General features: G+C 67.0%; 19 protein-coding genes. 11 read left to right on the plus strand and 8 right to left on the minus strand.

Annotated features, from left to right (window positions below; translation table 11 throughout):
• The first annotated feature begins 73 nt into the window (after positions 1-73).
• The 3 genes from B7L05_RS05200 to B7L05_RS05210 all read left to right on the plus strand — a co-directional run bounded on the left by B7L05_RS05200 (position 74) and on the right by B7L05_RS05210 (position 8054).
• Positions 74-2236, plus strand: coding sequence for an autotransporter assembly complex family protein (locus B7L05_RS05200; RefSeq protein ID WP_085809358.1), 2163 nt, complete (start codon positions 74-76; stop codon positions 2234-2236).
• Complete coding sequence (locus B7L05_RS05205; protein WP_085809200.1) at positions 2236-6447, plus strand: translocation/assembly module TamB domain-containing protein; 4212 nt, start codon at positions 2236-2238, stop codon at positions 6445-6447. The genes B7L05_RS05200 and B7L05_RS05205 overlap by 1 nt, the downstream gene beginning before the upstream one ends.
• Positions 6448-6575: 128 nt before the next feature.
• The gene (locus B7L05_RS05210) at positions 6576-8054 is read left to right on the plus strand and encodes an NAD(P)/FAD-dependent oxidoreductase (RefSeq protein WP_085809201.1); all 1479 of its coding nucleotides are present in this window, start codon (positions 6576-6578) and stop codon (positions 8052-8054) included.
• Here B7L05_RS05210 and B7L05_RS05215 read toward each other — a convergent pair.
• Positions 8051-8524 carry a DUF3429 domain-containing protein gene (locus B7L05_RS05215; RefSeq protein ID WP_085809359.1) on the minus strand — a complete coding sequence of 158 codons (474 nt, stop codon included), beginning with the start codon at positions 8522-8524 and terminating at the stop codon, positions 8051-8053. The genes B7L05_RS05210 and B7L05_RS05215 overlap by 4 nt on opposite strands.
• Positions 8525-8648: 124 nt before the next feature.
• Here B7L05_RS05215 and B7L05_RS05220 point away from each other — a divergent pair, with 124 nt between their 5' ends.
• Positions 8649-9170 (plus strand): asparaginase domain-containing protein, encoded by a 522-nt coding sequence (locus B7L05_RS05220; protein WP_085809202.1) that lies wholly within the window; start codon positions 8649-8651, stop codon positions 9168-9170.
• A 43-nt stretch (positions 9171-9213) separates the two neighbouring features.
• Here the strand turns inward: B7L05_RS05220 and B7L05_RS05225 are convergent, their stop codons facing one another.
• The 3 genes from B7L05_RS05225 to lipB all read right to left on the minus strand — a co-directional run bounded on the left by B7L05_RS05225 (position 9214) and on the right by lipB (position 11111).
• Complete coding sequence (locus B7L05_RS05225) at positions 9214-9888, minus strand: hypothetical protein (RefSeq protein ID WP_307718251.1); 675 nt, start codon at positions 9886-9888, stop codon at positions 9214-9216.
• A gap of 211 nt (positions 9889-10099) precedes the next feature.
• The gene (locus B7L05_RS05230; RefSeq protein WP_085809204.1) at positions 10100-10360 is read right to left on the minus strand and encodes a hypothetical protein; all 261 of its coding nucleotides are present in this window, start codon (positions 10358-10360) and stop codon (positions 10100-10102) included.
• 88 nt (positions 10361-10448) lie between these two features.
• Positions 10449-11111, minus strand: a complete 663-nt coding sequence (gene lipB, locus B7L05_RS05235; protein WP_085809205.1) for a lipoyl(octanoyl) transferase LipB — start codon at positions 11109-11111, stop codon at positions 10449-10451.
• On the opposite strand from lipB, the gene B7L05_RS17360 reads away from it, so the two are divergent.
• Together B7L05_RS17360 and B7L05_RS17365 are read left to right on the plus strand one after the other, a co-directional pair.
• Positions 11095-12015, plus strand: a complete 921-nt coding sequence (locus B7L05_RS17360) for a hypothetical protein (RefSeq protein WP_179187130.1) — start codon at positions 11095-11097, stop codon at positions 12013-12015. The two genes, lipB and B7L05_RS17360, sit on opposite strands and share 17 nt — an antisense overlap.
• A complete protein-coding gene (locus tag B7L05_RS17365) occupies positions 12012-12755 on the plus strand; it encodes a glycerophosphoryl diester phosphodiesterase membrane domain-containing protein (protein ID WP_085809207.1) in 744 nt (247 codons plus the stop codon). Before B7L05_RS17360 ends, B7L05_RS17365 begins: the two co-directional genes overlap by 4 nt.
• Here the strand turns inward: B7L05_RS17365 and B7L05_RS05250 are convergent.
• Genes B7L05_RS05250 through B7L05_RS05260 form a run of 3 tightly spaced genes read right to left on the minus strand, consistent with a single transcriptional unit; the run spans position 12725 to position 14663 of the window.
• Positions 12725-13318: a GNAT family N-acetyltransferase gene (locus tag B7L05_RS05250; protein ID WP_085809208.1), complete on the minus strand. Its 594-nt coding sequence runs from the start codon at positions 13316-13318 to the stop codon at positions 12725-12727. The genes B7L05_RS17365 and B7L05_RS05250 overlap by 31 nt on opposite strands.
• A complete protein-coding gene (gene hemF, locus B7L05_RS05255) occupies positions 13309-14151 on the minus strand; it encodes an oxygen-dependent coproporphyrinogen oxidase (protein WP_085809209.1) in 843 nt (280 codons plus the stop codon). Before hemF ends, B7L05_RS05250 begins: the two co-directional genes overlap by 10 nt.
• A gap of 53 nt (positions 14152-14204) precedes the next feature.
• A complete protein-coding gene (locus B7L05_RS05260) occupies positions 14205-14663 on the minus strand; it encodes a tRNA (cytidine(34)-2'-O)-methyltransferase (protein ID WP_085809210.1) in 459 nt (152 codons plus the stop codon).
• A 170-nt stretch (positions 14664-14833) separates the two neighbouring features.
• Here B7L05_RS05260 and petA point away from each other — a divergent pair, with 170 nt between their 5' ends.
• The 5 genes from petA to B7L05_RS17370 all read left to right on the plus strand — a co-directional run bounded on the left by petA (position 14834) and on the right by B7L05_RS17370 (position 18900).
• Positions 14834-15418, plus strand: a complete 585-nt coding sequence (petA, locus tag B7L05_RS05265; protein WP_085809211.1) for a ubiquinol-cytochrome c reductase iron-sulfur subunit — start codon at positions 14834-14836, stop codon at positions 15416-15418.
• Positions 15419-15429: 11 nt separating this feature from the next.
• Positions 15430-16716: a cytochrome b/b6 gene (locus B7L05_RS05270; RefSeq protein ID WP_085809212.1), complete on the plus strand. Its 1287-nt coding sequence runs from the start codon at positions 15430-15432 to the stop codon at positions 16714-16716.
• A gap of 25 nt (positions 16717-16741) precedes the next feature.
• The gene (locus B7L05_RS05275) at positions 16742-17584 is read left to right on the plus strand and encodes a cytochrome c1 (protein ID WP_085809213.1); all 843 of its coding nucleotides are present in this window, start codon (positions 16742-16744) and stop codon (positions 17582-17584) included.
• Between the two features lie 81 nt (positions 17585-17665).
• Positions 17666-18202, plus strand: a complete 537-nt coding sequence (locus B7L05_RS05280; protein ID WP_085809214.1) for an adenine phosphoribosyltransferase — start codon at positions 17666-17668, stop codon at positions 18200-18202.
• A 77-nt stretch (positions 18203-18279) separates the two neighbouring features.
• Positions 18280-18900 carry a hypothetical protein gene (locus B7L05_RS17370; RefSeq protein WP_085809215.1) on the plus strand — a complete coding sequence of 207 codons (621 nt, stop codon included), beginning with the start codon at positions 18280-18282 and terminating at the stop codon, positions 18898-18900.
• Between the two features lie 45 nt (positions 18901-18945).
• On the opposite strand, the gene B7L05_RS05290 is transcribed toward B7L05_RS17370, so the two are convergent.
• Positions 18946-19395 carry a MaoC family dehydratase gene (locus tag B7L05_RS05290; protein WP_085809216.1) on the minus strand — a complete coding sequence of 150 codons (450 nt, stop codon included), beginning with the start codon at positions 19393-19395 and terminating at the stop codon, positions 18946-18948.
• Between the last annotated feature and the right edge of the window lie 4 nt (positions 19396-19399).

Genomic DNA, 19399 nt, shown 5'->3' on the forward strand with positions numbered 1-19399 from the left:
GGGGTTTGATTCGGGGTGTCATCGCTGGTTGGCGGTCGCGTTGCTCGCGACGGCAGCGCCGGCGACTGCGCAAATGGCGAGACCGGGAACAGCGCCGGCGCGGGGGCCGGATGCGCCGAAGGCCGGCTCTACCACCGACGTGGAGGCGGATGAGGCCGCGCGAGGCGATGTGCCCGTCGATAATGCCCCCAGCGGCGCGATCGTTCCCGATGCCGAATTCAACGCCGCGCTGCCCCCGCTGTCGAACGATCTGAACGCGCCGCTCGAGCCGATGCCCTCCGCCGAGCCCGCGGCGCCGATCGCGGGAGCGCCTGCCGTCACGCCGGCGCCGATCGTGCCCGCCGGCACGCTGCCGCCGCCCGCACCCGCCGATACCGAACTCGCCCAGCCGCTCACGCCCTTGTCGGCGGCCGATACCGTGCCGCTGCAGACGGCGGCGGACGTCAAGGACGCCGACGCGCCCGAGATCCGCTACGAGACGGTGGTGCGCGGTCTCGAGCCGCTCGGGCTCGACGACGAGTTCAAGTCGCTCTCGGCACTGCGCGAAGGCGACGGCAAGGCGGGTAATGCGACGCAAGTGAACGCGCGCGCGAAGGAGGATGAGGGGCTCGCCGTGCGGCTGATGAAGTCGCTCGGCTATTATGACGGCGTCGCCGTCTCGACGCTGGAAACGGTGCCTGGCGAGCCGGCGAAGCTGCGCGCGATCGTCACCGCGACGCCGGGCCGGCTCTACAAGCTCGGCCAGATTACCGTGAACGCCGGCCCTACCGTGCCGCCCAACCTTGTGCGTGAGCAGCTGCCGCTGAAGACCGGCGATCCGATCGAAGCGGCGCGAATCCAGGGCGCGGAGGCGAATGTCAGCCTCATCCTGCCGCAGCGCGGCTACCCTTTCGTTAAGGTGGGGGAGCGCGACATCCTGCTCGACGACGAGACGGTGACGGGCGACTATACGCTGCCGGTCGACACCGGCCCGCGCTCGTCGTTCGGCGTGCTTCGGCCGGAGGGCGACTCGGTGTTCTACGTCGAGCACCTCAACGTTTTCCCGCGGTTCAAGCAAGGCGACCTGTTCGACAATCGCAAGCGCGACGATCTGCGTGAAGCGCTGGTCGCTACCGGGCTGTTCGACACACTCGCGGTCGAGCCGGTGCGCACTGGGCAGCCCGGGCCAGACGGCACCGAGCAGGTCGACCTCGTCGTCCGCCAGAGCAAGGGGCCGTGGCGCAGCCTCGCCGGCAGCGCGGGCTATGGGACAGGCGAGGGCGTCAAGGTCGAGGGCAGCTGGACGCACCGCAACCTCTTCCCGCCTGAGGGCGCGCTGATCCTGACCGCCATTGGCGGCACGCAGCAGCAGGGCGCCTCGGCCACCTTCCGCCGGCAGAACGCGGGCAAACGCGACCGGTCCTTCTCCGCAGGCGTCGCGGCCAACCATTCGAACTACGACGCGTTCGACGCCTTCACCGGTACCGCCTTCGTGCGCTGGGCGTATGACTCGACCCCGATTTGGCAGAAGCGCTTCACCTATGCCTTTGGCGCCGAGCTGACCGGCACCAACGAGAGCGTGTTCGATTTCGCGCGCAACGAGCGTGTGCGCCGGACCTACGGCATCGCCGCCATCCCGGCGCAGGCGGTGTGGGACACGTCGGACGACCTGCTCAACCCGACCAAGGGCTATCGCCTAAAGCTAAACCTCAGCCCTGAAACATCGGTGCAGGGTGCGGTTCGCCCTTATGCGCGCACGATGATCGAGGGCACGGTCTATTATCCTATCAGCGACAGCCTGGTGATCGCTGGCCGCGCGCGGGCGGGTTCGATCTTCGGCATCGACCGCGACGATATCGCTCCATCGCGCCGCTACTATGGCGGCGGCGGCGGATCGGTGCGCGGCTACGGCTTCCAGCGCCTCGGGCCGTTCGAGCCGGTATCGTCACTGGTGCCCGACGAGGACGGCGAGATCGACATTGGCGACCTGCGCCCCGTCGGTGGGCGAAGCATCAACGAATTCGCGATCGAGGCACGCTACCGTTTCGGCAATTTCGGCATCGTGCCGTTCATTGATGCCGGCAATGCCTATGAGAGCACCTTCCCCAAGGCATCTGACCTACGCTTTGGCGCGGGCGTCGGCGGTCGCTTCTACACCAACTTCGGGCCAATGCGCGTCGACCTGGCGACGCCACTGAACCCGCGCCCGGGAGACGGCAAGATCGCGCTCTACGTCTCAATCGGGCAGGCATTCTGATGGCCGAGGACAGCGTCGCGACCGAAACCGTCGCCGTGCACCGCCCGCTGTGGCTACGCATCCTGAAGTGGATCGGCGTGGCAATCGCCGCGCTGCTCGTGCTGCTGCTCGTGATCGTGTTCGGCATCAACACCGATCCCGGCCGGCGCTTGGTCGCCGACCAGCTCGGCGGATATACCACCGCGGGCGGGCTCAACATCAAGGTCGGTCGGATAGACGGGTCGCTCTACGGCCGCATGGTGCTAAGCGACGTGCGCGTCAGCGATCCCAAGGGTGTATTCATCTCCTCGCCGCGGCTCGACGTCGATTGGCGGCCGTTCGCCTTCGTCAACAATCACGTCAACGTGCGGAGCTTGGAAAGCCAGCTCGTCACGATGACGCGCAACCCCGAATTCATCCCGCAGCCGAGCGATCCTAACGCGCCGCTGCTGCCCGATCTCGACATCGATATCGACCGGCTGCGCGTCGCGCGCTTCGTGATGGAGGCGCCGGTCGCGGGCCAACGGCATATCGCGCGGCTCGACGGCGCGGCGCATATCGCCGACCGCCGCGCACAGCTGACGGTCGACGCCGCCGCCCTGCGCGCGCCCGGCGTCGCCGGCGGCGACACGCTCCGGCTGAAGCTCGACGCCGTACCCGACGACAACAAGCTCGATCTCGACGCGCGGCTGTTCGTGCCGGCGGGCGGCCTCGTCGCGTCGATCGCGGGCACCAAGGCGCCACTGACGGCGACGATCGGGGGGCAGGGGAGCTGGGCCGCATGGCGCGGCAAGGCGATGGCGACGCTCGGCGGCGGGCAATTCGCCGATCTCGACCTGTCGGCGCGCGACGGACATATCGAAATCCGTGGGACGACGCAGCCCGGCCTCTATCTCGAAGGGCCGGTCGAACGGCTTACCGCGCCGCGGCTCGACGTCGCGATCGACACGACGCTCGCCGAGCGCCGCGCCGACACGCGGATCAAGCTCGCCTCGAGCGCGCTGGCGGTCGACGCCGGCGGGATCATCGATCTGGCGAATAGCCGCTTCGGCAATTTCGCGGTCGACGCGAAGCTGCTGACGCCTGGCGCGATCGCGCCCAGCCTGCGCGGGCGCGACGTGCTCGCGCGGATGGTGCTGAACGGCGCCTTCGCGACGCCGACGGTGGATTACAAGGTGCGCGCGACGACGCTCGGCTTCGCCGAAACGACGGTCGAAAACCTCTACGCCGAGGGGCTCGCGCGGATCGACAGCGCGCGTATTCTCGTGCCGGTGCAAGCCCGCGCCCGGCGCATCAGCGGGCTCAATCCCGCACTCGGCGGTCTCACGACCAACGTACGGATCGACGGCGATCTGGCGATCGATATGCCGACGATCCTGTCGGACAATCTGCGCATCCGATCGGACACGATCGATGCAACCGCGATCATCGCCGCCAATATGGAGACGGGGCGCTACACCGGCGCGCTGAAGGGCCGCGTCAACAACTTCCGCGTCGAGAGCGTCGGCATCGTCAACCTGACGACCGACGCGAAGCTCGTCAGCACCCCCAACGGCGGCTTCGGTATCGTTGGCCGCGTCGCGGTGCAGACGCGCGAGATCTTCAACGACGGCGTGCGCAGCTTTCTCGGCGGCAATGCGGTGGCGGCGGCGAACCTTGGCTACGACACCAACGGCATCGTCACCTTCCGCGACGTGCGGCTCAACGCGCCGGCCTTCCGCGTGACGCGGGGCAGCGGGCGCTACGATCTAAACACCGGTGCCGTGCTGGTCGACGCCGATGCCTATTCGGCGCAATACGGTCCATTGTTCGCACGGGTGACGGGCAGCGCCGCCGCTCCGGTGGTGACGGTGCGCGCACCGCGGCCGGGCGTCGGCGTGGGGCTCGCCGATCTCAACGCACGGATCGTCGGGCGCGGCGGCGCTTATGCCGTGACGGCCACGGGGAACACGACCTACGGCCCGTTCAACGCCGACGTGCTCGTCCGGCCGGGCGCTCAGCTTGCGGTTGACCTCAACCGCGTGATCTTTGCCGGCGTCAACTTCACCGGGCGCGTCGTGCAGACCGCCGCAGGGCCGTTCGCCGGCCGGGTGCAATTCGCCGGATCGGGTCTATCGGGCGCGATGCGGCTCGCCGCGCAGGGCCGCTACCAACGCGCCGATGTCGATGCGCGTGCCTATGCCGCACAGATCCCGGGGCAGGTCGATTTCGTCATTGGCCGCGCGATCGTGAAGGCTAGCGTCGTGCTCTACGATACGCCGCAGGTGATCGCCGACGCGCAGGTCGCCGACCTACGCTACGGCCCGACGGTGATCCAGACAGGGCGGGTCAAGGTGAACTATGCCGGCGGCCGCGGCACCGCGCAGGCGCTGTTCACCGGATCGAACAGCGTGCCGTTCCGGCTGGCGGCGAACGCGCGCCTGTCGCCGAACGACTATCTCGTCGCGCTGCAGGGCCAGGCGAACGGAATTAATTTCCGCACCGGCAATCCGGCGCGGATCATCGCCACTGGCGGCACGTACCGCCTGTCGCCGACGCAAATCGTCTTCGATCAGGGCCGCGCGCGTGTCGCCGGCAGCTACGGCAACGGCATCAACGCGCAGCTGCGGCTCGACCGCCTCGATCTGTCGATCGCCAACGCGCTGGTGCCCAACCTCGGGCTTGGCGGCCGCGCGACGGGCAGCCTCGATTTCGTTCAGGCGAACGCAAACGCCTTCCCGCAGGCGGACGCGCGCGTCGCGATCAGCAACTTCACGCGATCAAGCCTAGCTGCCGTATCAGAGCCGGTCGACGTGGTGCTCGCCGGGCGGCTGGTGGCGAGCGGCGCGGAGGCGCGTGCGCTCGTCAAGCGCGGGCCGACGACGGTGGGCCGGATGCAGGCGTTCCTGCGCCCGCTCGGCAGCGGCGGATCATGGGCCTCACGGTTGATGGCGGCACCGCTGAGCGGCGGCATCCGCTACAACGGTCCGTCAGGCGTGCTGTTCAGCTTCGCCGGCCTTGCCGAGCAGCAATTGTCCGGGCCGATCGCGGTCGCGGCCGATTTCGGCGGACGGGTGACCGATCCACGGCTTAACGGCGTGATCCGCGCCGATGCGCTGACCTACGACAACGAGACCTACGGCACGCGCCTATCGCAGATGGCGATCCGCGCGCGCTTCACCAACGATCGCCTGCAGATCGACAGCGTGCGCGCCCGTGCCGGCCGCGGCACCGTGCAGGCGCAGGGTTATGTCAGCCTCGCCGCCGATCAGGGCTATCCGCTACAGATCGACGCGCGGCTCGACGACGCGCAGCTCGCCAAGTCCGACGCGCTCGGCGCGACGGCGAGCGGCACCGTGTCGATCACCAACGGCCGCAATGGCGGGCTGATCAAGGCCGACATCACCGTGCCCGAGGCGCGCTACGAGATCATCCGCCAGGGATCAGCCGAGGTGCCCGAACTGACCGGCGTTCGCCGCAAGCGCGACATCCGCCCGGCGCGGATTACCGACCGGCCCGTGCCTGCTTCGCCGCCGGGGCTGTTCCGCCTCGACATGCGCGTGCGTGCCGACAATCGCCTGTTCGTCTCCGGCATGGGGTTGGAGAGCGAATGGGAGATGGATCTGCGCGTCGGCGGCACGTCCGCGGCGCCGGTCATCACTGGCGGGCTCGATCTGGTGCGCGGTACCTATTCGTTCGCCGGCAAGCGCTTCGAGGTCGAGCGTGGCCGCGTGCGCTTCCGCGGCGGTGCGATGACCGATCCCGATATCGATATCCGCGCGACGACGACGAACGACAACGTCACCTTCGTCATCGCCATCACGGGGACGGGGCAGCGGCCGCAGATCGCCTTCACCTCCACCCCGGCACTGCCGCAGGACGAGGTGCTGAGCCGGCTGCTGTTCGGCACCAATCCAGAAAATCTGTCGGCGACCGAGGCGATCCAGCTGGCGGCGGCGCTCAACTCGCTGCGCGGTTCGGGGGGCGGGCTCAATCCGCTCGGCAAGCTGCGCTCGGCCACCGGCTTCGACCGGCTCAGGATCCTCGGTGCGGACGAGGCGAGCGGGCGCGGCAGCGCGTTGGCGGCAGGCAAGTATCTGACCGACGACATCTACGTCGAGATCGTCACCGATGCGCGCGGCTTCACCGCGACGCAGCTGACGATCGCGCTGACCAAGTCGCTCAGCCTGTTGACGCAGGCCGGCTCGTTCGGCGGCTCGAATGCGCAGCTGCGTTATTCGAAGGACTATTGATCGCGTGCCGCACCGCCCCCTGGCAGGGGCGGGCGGCACCGGACAGGCAATTTACATCGCGGTAAGTTAGGTCCTTTTCCGCAACGGGTCGTTGGGCTAGGGTTGCGACGAGGAAGAGGATCCCGCGCATGAACGAGCACGTCGACGTCATCATCGTAGGCGCCGGGCTGTCCGGCATCGGCGCTGCGCATCATCTGCAGCAGCGCTGCCCCGATCGCAGCTACCTGATCCTCGAGGCTCGGCAGGCGATGGGCGGGACGTGGGACCTGTTCCGCTATCCGGGGATCCGATCGGATAGCGACATGCACACGCTGGGCTACAATTTCCGCCCGTGGACCAAGGCGAAGTCGATCGCCGACGGCCCATCGATCCGCGAGTATATCGAGGATACCGCGCGCGACGGCGGGATCGATCGCCACATCCGCTTCGGCCACAAGGTGACGGCGATCGAATGGTCGACCCCCGATGCGCGCTGGACGGTGACGACGCAGGGATCCGACGGCACGGCAACTTTCACGTGCAACTTCCTGCACATGTGTTCGGGCTATTACGATTACGATCGCGGGCACACGCCGCATTTCGCGGGGCAGGAGAGCTTTGCCGGCCGCATCGTCCATCCGCAGCACTGGCCTCACGACCTCGACTATGCCGGCAAGCGCGTGGTGGTGATCGGCAGCGGCGCGACGGCGGTGACGCTGGTTCCCGAAATGGCGAAGCAGGCGGCGACCGTCACGATGCTGCAGCGCTCACCGACCTATGTCGTCTCACGCCCCGGTGAGGACGCTCTGGCGAACTGGCTGCGCCGCAAGCTGCCAGGCAAGACCGCCTATGGCATGACGCGGTGGAAGAACGTGCTGATGGGCATGGTTTTCTACCGCATGACGCGCAAGCAGCCGGAGAAGGTGAAGCAGAAGCTGCTTGACCAGGTGCGCGAGCACCTCGGCCCCGATTACGACGTCGCCACGCACTTCACGCCGCGCTACAATCCGTGGGATCAGCGGCTGTGCCTGGTGCCGGATGCCGACCTGTTCGACACGATCAAGGCGGGGCGTGCCGACGTCGTCACCGACACGATCGAGCGCTTCACCCCGACCGGCATCCTGCTCACGTCTGGGCGCGAGCTTCCAGCCGACTTCATCGTCACCGCGACGGGGCTTGAGGTGAAGCTGCTCAGCGGTATCACGCCGGTGGTCGACGGCGTTCCCAAGGAGCTCGGCAAGGCGCTGCAATATAAGGGGATGATGTTCTCCGACGTGCCCAACCTCGCCTTCACCTTCGGCTACACCAATGCGTCGTGGACGCTGAAGGCGGATCTGGTGGCGATGTACCTGTGCCGCATCCTCAACGTGATGAAGAAGCGCGGGCTGCGGCAGGCGACGCCGCGCATTGGCGCCGACGCAATCACGCCCGAGCCATTCGTTGATTTCAGCTCGGGCTATATCCAGCGCGTCGCGGATCAGCTGCCCAAGCAAGGCAACCGCAAGCCGTGGAAGCTCAACCAGAATTACGCGCTGGACGTGATGGCGCTGCGCTTCGGATCGGTCGAGGACAGTATGGAATTCTCGAACCCAGCGCCAAAGCCGGCGACGCAGCGCGTCGCCGCCTAGCTGGCGAGCGTCGGCGGCGGGAGCAGCGCAAGAGCGAGTGTGCAGAGCCCGAGGCCGGCGGAGAGAATCAGTCTGAGCCGCAGCCAGCCCGGGACACCGGGCGCGGCACCGCTGCGTATTAGTGTGCGATCGGCCGCCGGGCTAAGCAGCAAAGATACGCCCAGCAGGATGAGCGATGGGCCCGGCCAGGCGAGCCCCTGGAACCACGGCAGCAGCGCGCCCCAGGCAATGAGGCTGGGCGCGACGGCGAGCAGATAGGGCCACCATCGCCGATCGTCGGCACGCAGCGCGTCCGCCCACCAGATGCCGCCGAGGAACGACAGGATCGTCGCGGCGTAGAAGCATCCGGCTGCATTTGCCGCCCAGCGTGCCGAAGGATCAACGACACCCGACGCGACGCACGCCGCCTGCGGCAGGATGCCGGCAAGCCCGAGGATGACGACGGGGCGGGGCAGTGAGCGAAGCGACATGATCGATCCTGACGAATGCACGTCACCCCCGAACGCGGGCTGCGCCGGCGGGTTGCCGGGCGAGGGCATCGGATCGTACCGGTCAAACCGCCGCTTTCCGCTGCACTTTCGCGCGCGTGGCGCTATGGCGCGTCGCTCGCCAGCCGAAGGAGCGCGACACGTGAACCAGATCCTGATCCTCACCACCGGCGGGACGATCGACAAACTCTATTTCGATGCGCTGAGTACCTATCAGATCGGCGAGAGCGTGGTTGATCGGATGCTTGCGACGGCGCGGGTGACGCTGCCGTACCGTCGCGTCGAACTGATGCGCAAGGATAGCCTCGAGCTGACCGACGCAGATCGCGCGACGATCGCGGCTGCGATCGCCGATGCTCCCGAACAGCGCATCGTCGTCACGCATGGCACCGATACGATGGCGCATACGGCGCAGGCGCTGCGCGGCATCGCGGGCAAGACGGTGGTGCTGGTCGGCGCGCTTTCGCCGGCGCGGTTTGCCGAGAGCGACGCGACGTTCAACCTGGGGATGGCGTTCGCCGCAGCGCAGGTGGCACCGGCCGGCGTGTGGATCGCGATGAACGGCACGCTGTTCGACGGCCAGCATGTGCGCAAGGATCGCACGATCAACGCCTTCGTCGTAGATTGATCAGCCTCCGCAGGCGCCGGCGGCGAACCGCCGGCGGACCGTGTCAGCGCTGCGCGACGGTGACCGAAGCCACAGGTGGCGGGAAGTCGAGCGCGCCGCACTTCTTCACCTGCCACTCGCCCTTGCCCGACCAGCACGCCTTGTCGAGCCGCGGCACGCGCGCGCTGGCGTGGAACGAGCGCGGGAATTGCTGCTCGCCCCAAGGCGTCAGGCTGTTGCGCAGCTGGCGCATCCGCTCCTGCGCGATCACGCCGAAGCTGCCGCGTGGCGCATAGAGCGCGAGCCGGCCGATCTCGCCGGCGGACTGGCAGAAATTATACTGCGACGCGACGGCGTTGAAGCTCGAATAGGTCTTTGTGCCGAACTGGTCGAGCGCGCCCTGGCCGGCCTTGGGGGCCTTGTTGGTGCGCAGGAAATATTTGGTCAGCGTGTCGTAGCTGTCCTTCAGCTCGGCACGGTGATCGGTGAGGATCGCGTTGTAATTGTCGACCGTCAGCAGGGTCGGTTCGAACTGGCATTGCAGCGCCGCGACGTTGAGCGCGGCGCGCAGCGTCCACGTCAGCCCGGCACGCAGCTCGGCATCGGTGGCACCCGGCAGTGTCATCGCAATACCCGGTTCGTCGCCGCGCACGACCGTGCCGGTCAAATCCTTGGACTTCATGAAGAACTGCGCCGATGCGGGCATCGACGATACAAGCGCCACGGCGGCAACAGCCACCCCCGCGATCCGCAACCCACCCATTTTCTCTGAACTCCCCGACCCGAACGCGGGGGATTCATACGCATTTCCGGGCCGTTATCCAAGTCTCTTCATCATGTTCGTCGATCGGTCGGTCGCCTCGGCGCAAACGCAGCGCAAAGGGCCATTGACGCAGAAAGGCCGCCCGGTCGCCCGGACGGCCCCCAACATAACGCCAATGGCGCGATGATTACATCGCGTTGGTGGTGGTCATGCTGTTGGTCATCATCATGTCGTTCGACATCATGGTGTCGTTCGCCATCATGCCGCCGTTCATGGCGCCGTCAACGGCGGTCATGTTGTCGGTCATGGTGTCCATGCCCTCGGTGGCGTTCATGTCGGTGACGGTGGTGTTGTCGACGGTGGTCTCCGTCTTCGAACCGCAGGCCGACACGGCGAGCGCGGCTGCCGCGATTGCCGAACCGGTCAGGATCTTCGAAAGTGCACGCATGGATAGCTCCCTAGATAATGGATTTGGACGGCGGACGTATCCATAATACCCAAATCGAGGTGGATATTAGTCACAGAACGCCGCCCCCTCAAGCCTCGATTTGTTGCACACAAGTCAAGCTTTCGAGGAAAGCGTCGGCGGTCAACGCCAAAGCAGCGTCGAAGGTTGCAAAATCCCCCCCGATGCCGAGCGCTTGGGCGCTGGTGACGGGATAGTCGGCGATGCCGCACGGCACGATGCCGCCGAAGTGCGCGAGATCGGGCGTGAGGTTCACCGAGAAGCCGTGCATCGTGACCCATTTGCGCACGCGCACGCCGATCGCACCGATCTTCGCTTCGCATCCGCCGCGGTCGATCGTCCAGATCCCGATCCGCCCGGGTGCGCGAAACGCGTTGATGCCGATGTGGTCAAGTGCTGCGATCAACCATCCTTCTAGCCCGTGGACGAAGCAGCGCACGTCGCGCCCCCGCTTCGCCAGATCGAGCATGAGATAGCCGATCCGCTGCCCCGGCCCGTGATAGGTATAGCGGCCGCCGCGGCCCGCCTTTACCACCGGAAAGCGCGGATCGATCAGTTCGGCGGCGTCTGCGCTGGTGCCCGCCGTATAGACCGGCGGATGCTCGAGCAGCCAGACGAGCTCTCGTGCCTCTTGTCGCGCGACTGCGGCGTTGCGCGCCTCCATGTCGGCCAGCGCCGCGGCATAGTCCGTCAGCCCTGGCGAGATGCGCCACTCGATGTCGCCGATCGTCACGGCGGCTCAGATGCGCATCCCGACGACGATTGGCAAGCGTCACGGCGATCGGGTAGGCGGCGGCAATGGATCGCACCAAGGGACGCTGCGCATGATCAGCATGAGCGAGATATGGGATCGGACGGTCGCGGTGTTCGCCGGCCGGTTCGCCATGCTAGCGTCGATCGCGACGCTCCTGCTGCTCGCTCCGCCGATCGCGCAGGCGGCGATCGATGCGATTTCGGGCACCTCGCCGGCGCTGCGCTTCGTCGGTGGCCTTGTCGCACTGCTGGTGTTCGTCGCGGCGATGCTCGGCGCGCTGGCGGTAACGGCAGTGGCGACCGACCCGTCGCTCGACCAGCGTGGCGCGCTCGAAGCCGCGGGTCTGCGGGTCGGCCCGCTGCTCGCGGTATCAATCGTGCTCGGTATTGTCCTCTTCGCGAGCTTCCTTCCAGCCATCCTCCTGATCGGCACGTCCGGCTTCGACATCGTGCGCGCACAGGCGGGTGCGCCGCAGCAGGCGCTCGACACCGGCCGCTTCGCGCTTGGCGGGCTGTTCATGCTCGTCACGCTGTTCGCCTGGCTGTGGGTGTTCGCCAAACTCGTGCCGCTGCCGGCGGTGGTGATGAACGAGCGCCGCGGGCTGGGTGCGATCGCGCGCTCGTTCGCCTTGACGCGCGAATCGACGGCGAAGTTGTTCGGGGTGCTGATCCTCTACGCGATCGTCATGGCGGTCGCACTCCTCGCGGTCACGTCGGTGATCGGGCTAGTGACGCGGCTGATCGCGGGGGCCGATGCACCGGGCGCGGTGGCGTTCGCCGTCGCCGTGGGCACGGCGATCGTCACGTGCGTTTTCAGCGTGGTGCAAAACGTGTTCGGCGGGCAATATTATCTGAAGGCGCGCGCGGTGCGCGACGCGGCGTGAACCCCAATCTCATCGCCCTCCTGATCGATGCGTGGCGTACCTTCCGCCGCGAAGCGGATCTTCTGCTGCGGATCGCCGGCGCGCTGGTGTTCCTGCCGGCCTTCGCGGTGCAACTGCTGTGCGATCCGTTACCCGCGCTACCCACCGAGCGCGACGAGCGCGCTATGCAGGTGTGGCTCGACGCGGTGTCCGCGTGGGGGCAGGGGAACGCCTTCTGGTACGTTGCCGCCGACCTCCTCGGCATGATCGGGCTGGCGGCCGTCGCGCTGATGCTGCTCGACCGGCGTGGACCGTCGGTGCGCGACGCGCTGGCCGACGTCGGGCGGCGCTTGCCGCGCTTCATCCTCGCCAATCTGCTCGTCGCGATTCCCGTCGGGCTTGGCCTGTGGGTCTTCATTTTGCCCGGGCTGTACCTGCAGGCGCGGCTGATCGCGGCGATCCCGGCGCTGGCGGCCGAACCCGGGCTGAGCGCCGCGCGCGCGGTGCGGCGGAGCTGGGGGATGACCGCGACGCACGGCTGGGCGATCCTCGGCGCAATCGTCGCGCTGTTCCTGCTGCAATGGCTGATCGTCAGCCCGCTGTTACCCGCCGAGACGTGGCTGCGCACGCCGGGCCACGAGAATCCGTTCGTCATTGCATTGGTCGCCGCGCTGCTCGCCGCGGCGTCGACCGTCTACAATCTGGCGCTGCTGTTGCTCGGCGTCGTCGCCTATCGCCGCTGGGCCAGCATCGGCACGTGAGGGGCGAGGCTCTCGTCCAGCAACCCGGCGAGCCGCGGGTCGGCGAACGTCTCCACCGTACGCCGCACCGCGACGAAGCCCTGCGCGCGATAGAAACCGAGCGCGCGGGGATGGTCGAGTGTGCAAGTGTTGACCGTCACCCGGCTGACACCGCCACGCCACGCGCGGGCCAGCGCTTCGGCCATCAGCCAGCGCCCGTGGCCATGGCCGGCAAGTTCGGGAACGAAGCCGAAATAGGATAGCTCGCCGATGCCCGCGCGGCGGAAATCGAGCTCGAGCATTCCTACCTCGATGCCTGCGCGATCGACCGCGGCATAGACCTCCACTGCGGGATCATTGATGATCGCGTGTAGCGCGGCGTCGTCGATCGCCAGGCGCGAGAACCAAAGCCACGGCCCGCCGATACGGCGGAACAGCGTGCGATACGTCTCGGCGCGCGGCCGCTCCCATCGCAGGAGGCGAAAGCGCGTTTCGGGGATCGGACGGAGAGGCGGTCTCCGCCTCATCTCCAGCGTGGTGACGATCGTTGCCACCTGATCGTCGGGAACCGCGATCAGCCCCACGTGGCGACCGGCGGCAGGCTCATCAGGATCGCATCGATGTTGCCGCCCGTCTTAAGGCCGAACAAGGTGCCGCGATCGTAAACGAGGTTGAATTCAGCGTAGCGGCCGCGCCACTCGTTCCGCTGCGCGATGTCGGCCTCGCCGAATGGCATGTTCATCCGCCGCCGCACAATCCGCGGGTAAACGTCGAGAAAGCCACGGCCCACGTCCTGCGTGAAGGCGAAGTTCGCGGCGAAGTTGCCTTCAAGGTGATCGTAGAAGATGCCGCCCACGCCGCGGTGGACGCGCCGGTGCGGGATGTAGAAATAGTCGTCCGCCCATTGCTTGAAGCGCGGGTAATGTGCCGTGTCGTGCGCGTCGCAGGCGGCCTTGAGCGTAGAATGGAAGTCGTCGGTGTCCTCGTCGATCGGAAGCGGCGGATTGAGATCGGCACCGCCGCCGAACCAGCGCTTGGTGGTGACGAGGAAGCGCGTGTTCATGTGGACGGCGGGGACGTGCGGGTTCGCCATGTGCGCGACGAGGCTGATGCCGGTCGCGAAGAAGCTCGGATCCTCCGCCGCGCCGTGGATCGTCTTGGCGAAATCGCCCTCGAAACTGCCGCCGACGGTGGAGACGTTGACGCCGACTTTCTCGAATACGCGCCCCTTCATCACCCCGCGCACGCCGCCGCCGCCCGGTGCGCCCGCCGGATCGACCCGGTCCCACGGCGTGTAGACGAAATCAGCGTCGGACCCCGCCTCGCGCTCGATCGCCGTGAACTCGGCGCAGATCAGGTCGCGTAAGGTCTCGAACCACTGGCGGGCGGCGGCTTGTTCGGTGTCGAGCGTCAGCATGGCGGGTCCTTACCGGCGCGACGCGCGCACTGTCGAGGTGACAGAATGTCCCATCAGGTGCTTGATTCGCGGGTCTGGCGCAGCGCCTCGGCCAGGATGATGCCGGCGCTTATCGCAACGTTAAGCGAGCGGAAACCCGGCCGTATCGGAATGCGCACGCGCAGATCGGCAGCCTCATGTACGTGATCGGGTACGCCTGCGCCCTCGCTGCCGAACACCAGCACGTCGTCAGGCTCAAAGCGTGCGTCCCACAGGTCCACCGCTCCGCGCGTCGTCGCGAGCACCAGCCGCGCCGACGGCGGCGCGCGGCGCGCCGTGAAGGCCGCCCAGTCGACGTGCCGCGTTACGTCGCCCGCGGCGGTATAATCCATCCCCGCGCGGCGCAGCGCGCGATCGCCCCACGGGAAGCCCATCGGTTCGATCAGGTCGACCGGCACGCCGAAACATGCTGCCGTGCGCAGGATCGTGCCGACGTTGCCGGCGATATCGGGCTCGAACAGGGTGATGCGCATGATGCTGGTTAGCGGCGGGAGCCGCCGTCCGCAAAATGCAGTTGGCAGGGGAGGGGGGCGAAGCTATCAGGCCGCGAACTCTCGTGGGGACGAGGGATTCCATGGGCGGGCGCAACGGGCATTCCCCGATCGATGCGCCTCTCCAAGGCAGGAAGGACAAGGGTTAGCGAATGGCGACGGTCGACAGCACGATTCCTCCGGGCGAGAACCCCGCCCCCTATCACGAGGAAGGCCACGACCCCCGCCGGCGCGACTTCATCAACATCGCGGCGGTCGCCTGGGCCGGCGTCGGCGCGGGCGTGATCGTCCTGCCGCTGATCAATCAGATGAACCCGTCGGCCGACGTGCTCGCGCTGTCGACCACCGAGGTCGACATCAGCAAGATCGAGCCCGGCCAGGCGATCAAGACGACGTTCCGCAAGCAGCCGCTGTTCGTGCGCAACCTGACGCCGAAGGAGATCGCCGAGGCGGACGCGGTGTCGCCAAGCTCGCTACGCGATCCGCAGACGCTGGAAGAGCGCACCAAAGCGGGCAAGAAGAACTGGCTGATCACGCTGGGCGTCTGCACCCACCTCGGCTGCGTGCCGCTGGGCGCGGGCGAGGGCGAGAACAAGGGGCCGTTCGGCGGCTATTTCTGCCCGTGCCACGGTTCGGCGTACGACACTGCTGGGCGCATCCGCCAGGGTCCGGCGCCGACCAATCTTCACGTCCCCGAATATGCATTCACGTCCGACACTGTCGTGACGGTCGGTTGAGGTAGCGCACCATGAGCTTTCCCTGGGCCCATCATTACGAGCCGAAGCAGCCGCTGATGCGGTGGCTGGACGAGAAGCTGCCGCTGCCGCGCCTCGTCTACAACGCTGTCGGCGCGGGCTATCCCGTGCCGCGCAACCTCAACTATTTTTGGAACTTCGGCGTGCTCGCCGGGCTCGCGCTGGTGGTGCAGATTGTCACCGGCATCGTGCTGGCGATGCACTATGCCGCCAATGGCCTGGTCGCGTTCGGCTCGGTAGAAAGCATCATGCGTGACGTCAACGCCGGCTGGTTCCTGCGCTATGCGCACGCCAACGGCGCGTCGATGTTCCTGCTCGTCGTCTACATCCACATCGCCCGCGGCCTCTATTACGGCTCGTACAAGGCGCCGCGCGAGATGGTGTGGCTGCTCGGCGTCGTCATCTTCCTGCTGATGATGGCAACCGCGTTCATGGGCTACGTGCTGCCGTGGGGCCAGATGAGCTTCTGGGGTGCACAGGTGATCACCGGCTTCTTCTCAGCCATCCCGCTGGTCGGTGAGCCGATCCGCATCTGGCTGCTGGGCGGCTTCGCGCCGGACAATGCCGCGCTCAACCGCTTCTTCTCGCTCCATTATCTGCTGCCGTTCGTCACCGCGGGCGTCATCATCATGCACATCTGGGCGCTGCACATCCCGGGTTCGAACAACCCGACCGGCGTCGACGTGAAGGGCGAGCAGGACACGGTGCCGTTCCACCCGTATTACACGGCCAAGGACGGCGTCGGCGTCGCGGTGTTCTTCCTGATCTTCGCCTCGCTGATCTTCTTCTCGCCCAATCTGCTGGGCCACCCGGACAATTACATCGAGGCGAACCCGCTCTCGACCCCGGCGCACATCGTTCCCGAATGGTACTTCCTTCCGTTCTACGCGATCCTGAAGAGCTTCACCGCGGACTTCATCCTGACGGGCAAGCTGTGGGGCGTGCTGGCGATGTTCGGCTCGATCCTGCTGCTGTTCTTCCTGCCGTGGCTCGACAGCTCGCCGGTCCGGTCGGCGAACTATCGCCCGACGTACCGCTGGTTCCTCGTCGTGTTGCTCGTCGACGTGCTGATCCTCGGCTATATCGGCGGGGCCGAAGCGACGGCGCGCAACGTCATCATCGGTCAGCTCGCGACGGCTTATTACTTCGCGCATTTCCTGATCATCCTGCCGGTCGTGTCGCGCTCGGAGCGTCCGCGCCCGCTGCCCAACTCGATCACCGAAGCGGTGCTTGCCAAGCATGGCGGCACCTCGCCCGCCAAGACCGCGATGGCGCACTGAGCCGATACGGGGGAATAACAGAACAATGGTTCGTACCATCGCACTCCTGATCGGCGCGGGTTTCGTGTTCGTGCTCGGCATCGCGCTGTTCGGCACGATCTCCACCGCGATCAGCAATCCGGCGCCCGAAACGGCGGAACACGAGTTTCACCTGCATCCCAACAACATCGGGCTGCCGTCCGAGGGTCTGTTCGGCAAGTTCGATCGCCAGCAGCTGCAGCGCGGGCTCAAGGTCTATCAGGAGGTTTGCGCCGCCTGCCACAGCCTGAAATACGTCTCGTTCCGCGATTTCGAGGAGCTCGGCTACAGCGAAGGCCAGGTGAAGGCGATCGCGCAGGGCTGGCCGATCGAGCAGCCGAGCGTGAACCCCGACACGGGCGAGGCGGCGACGCGCAAGAATGTCGCCTCCGACCGCGTGCCGAGCCCGTATCCCAACGAGGTTGCGGCGCGCGCGGCGAACAACAATGCGCTGCCGCCCGATCTGTCGCTGATCACCAAGGCGCGACATGACGGCGCGAACTATGTTGGCTCGCTGCTGACCGGGTATCGCAACCAGCCGGCCGAGTTGCTGCGCAAGTTCCCCGACGCCAAGACGCCGCAGGGGCTGCACTACAACCCGTATTTCGCGAACCTCAACATCGCGATGCCGCCGCCGCTGACCTCCGACGGCCAGGTGACGTACGAGGACGGCACGAAGCCTACCAAGCAGCAGATGGCGAACGACGTCGCGGCCTTCCTCACCTGGACGGCGGAGCCGAACCTCGAGACGCGTCATGCCGCCGGGTTCGCGACGATCATCTTCCTGCTGATCTTCTGCTTCCTGACGTGGGGCACGTACCAGAACGTCTGGCGCAACATTAAGCATTGATCGCGCCGGACGGTCGACGGGGCGGGGGGCTACGGCCCCCCGTTTCGTTTTCGTCGCCGGCGATAGGAAGGATTTCGGCCAATGGTAGCGAACGACGATCTCAAGGCGCTGATCCGGACGATCCCCGACTTCCCAAAGCCCGGCATCCAATTCCGCGACATCACGACGCTGCTGCTCGACCCGAAGGGTCTGGCGACGTGCGTCGAGCGCATGGTTGCCGCGACGGCCGGGCCAGTCGATCTGGTCGCGGGGATCGAGGCACGCGGCTTCCTGTTTGCCGCCGCGCTCGCGGTGCCGCTAGGCGCGGGCGTGCTGCTGATCCGCAAGGACGGCAAGCTCCCCGGCGCGACGATCGCGGAGGATTATGCGCTCGAATACGGGCAGGATCGCATCGCGATGCATGCCGATGCGTGCGCGCCGGGAGCGCGCGTGCTGCTGATCGACGATCTGATCGCCACCGGCGGCACTGCGCGCGCAGCGGTCCGCCTGCTGCGCAAGGCCGGCGCACGCGTGGCGCAGGCACAGTTCCTCGTCGATCTGCCCGACCTAGGCGGCGCCAATTTGCTGCGCGCCGATGGGATCGCGGTCGATGCGCTTGTGTCCTTCCCCGGCCACTAGGGAACCGCGCCGACCCGCTCTCGTTACGAATTGATCGGCGGCGCGTATTCCGGCTGCCCTCCGCTGTACGGGAGACGATGATGTTCAACTGGAAACGCTTCGGAATCGTTGCGCTGCTCGGCGGGCTTGGGCTCGGCACGGCTGCCTGCACCGACGGTTACGGCTATGGCGGCGCCTCGCTCGGCTATGGCTCGGGCTATTACGCCGATCCGTATTACGGCGGTGGCTATTACGGCGATAACTTCTACGGCGGCGGGTTCGGTGGCGTAGGCGCCGGGCTCGGCTACGGTTGGTACAACGACTTCTACTATCCCGGCACGGGCGTGTACGTGTACGATCGCAATCGCCGGCCGTTCCGGTGGAACGACGGCCAGCGCCGCTATTGGCAGGGCCGGCCGGGATGGAACCAGCCCGGTGCACGCGCCAACTGGAACGACTTCCGCCGCGACTACCGCGCCGAGCGCCGTGACTATCGCGGCGACCTTCGCGACAATCGGCAGGCCTATCGCAACGGTACGATCGATCGCGGCGAGTTTCGGCAGGGCCGGCGCGATGCGCGCCGCGAATTCCGCAACGACGTGCGGCAGGATTATCGCCAGTATCGTCGCGAGAACCGCGCCGATGGCTATCGTACGCCGCGCTCCAATCGCGGTGGCGTCGGGCGCGCGCTGCCCAATCCCAACGTCCGGCCACGCTGACTTGGTTCGCCCGGCGGTATAGTCCCGCCGCCGGGCACGCCGCGCTCAGCCGGCCGGCCGCGTCGCGATCAAGCCGTTCGACACCATCGACATGACGGCGACGTCGTCCTGATTGAACACCGTCATGCGGCTCTTGAAGATTCCCATTTCGGGCCGCGATTGCGATTGGCGCCTTTCGATTACCTCGGTCTCGCAGCGCAGCGTGTCGCCCGGATAGACCGGCTTCAGCCATCGTAGCTCATCGACACCGGGCGAGCCGAGCCCTGCCTGCTTGTTGTTCTTCAGATTGGCGACGATCATCGACATCACCATCGCGCAGGTGTGCCAGCCGCTCGCCGACAGTCGCCCGAAATGGGTCGCCGCTGCCGCCTCGTCAGAGAGGTGGAAGGGCTGCGGATCGTAGCGCGAGGCGAAGTCGATCACTTCCTCACGCGTCACCTGATAGGCGCCGAAGCTCGCCTTCGCGCCGATCGCGATATCCTCGAAATACTGCATCGCC

This window comes from Sphingomonas sp. TZW2008, from assembly GCF_002117915.1.
GTDB lineage: Bacteria > Pseudomonadota > Alphaproteobacteria > Sphingomonadales > Sphingomonadaceae > Sphingomonas.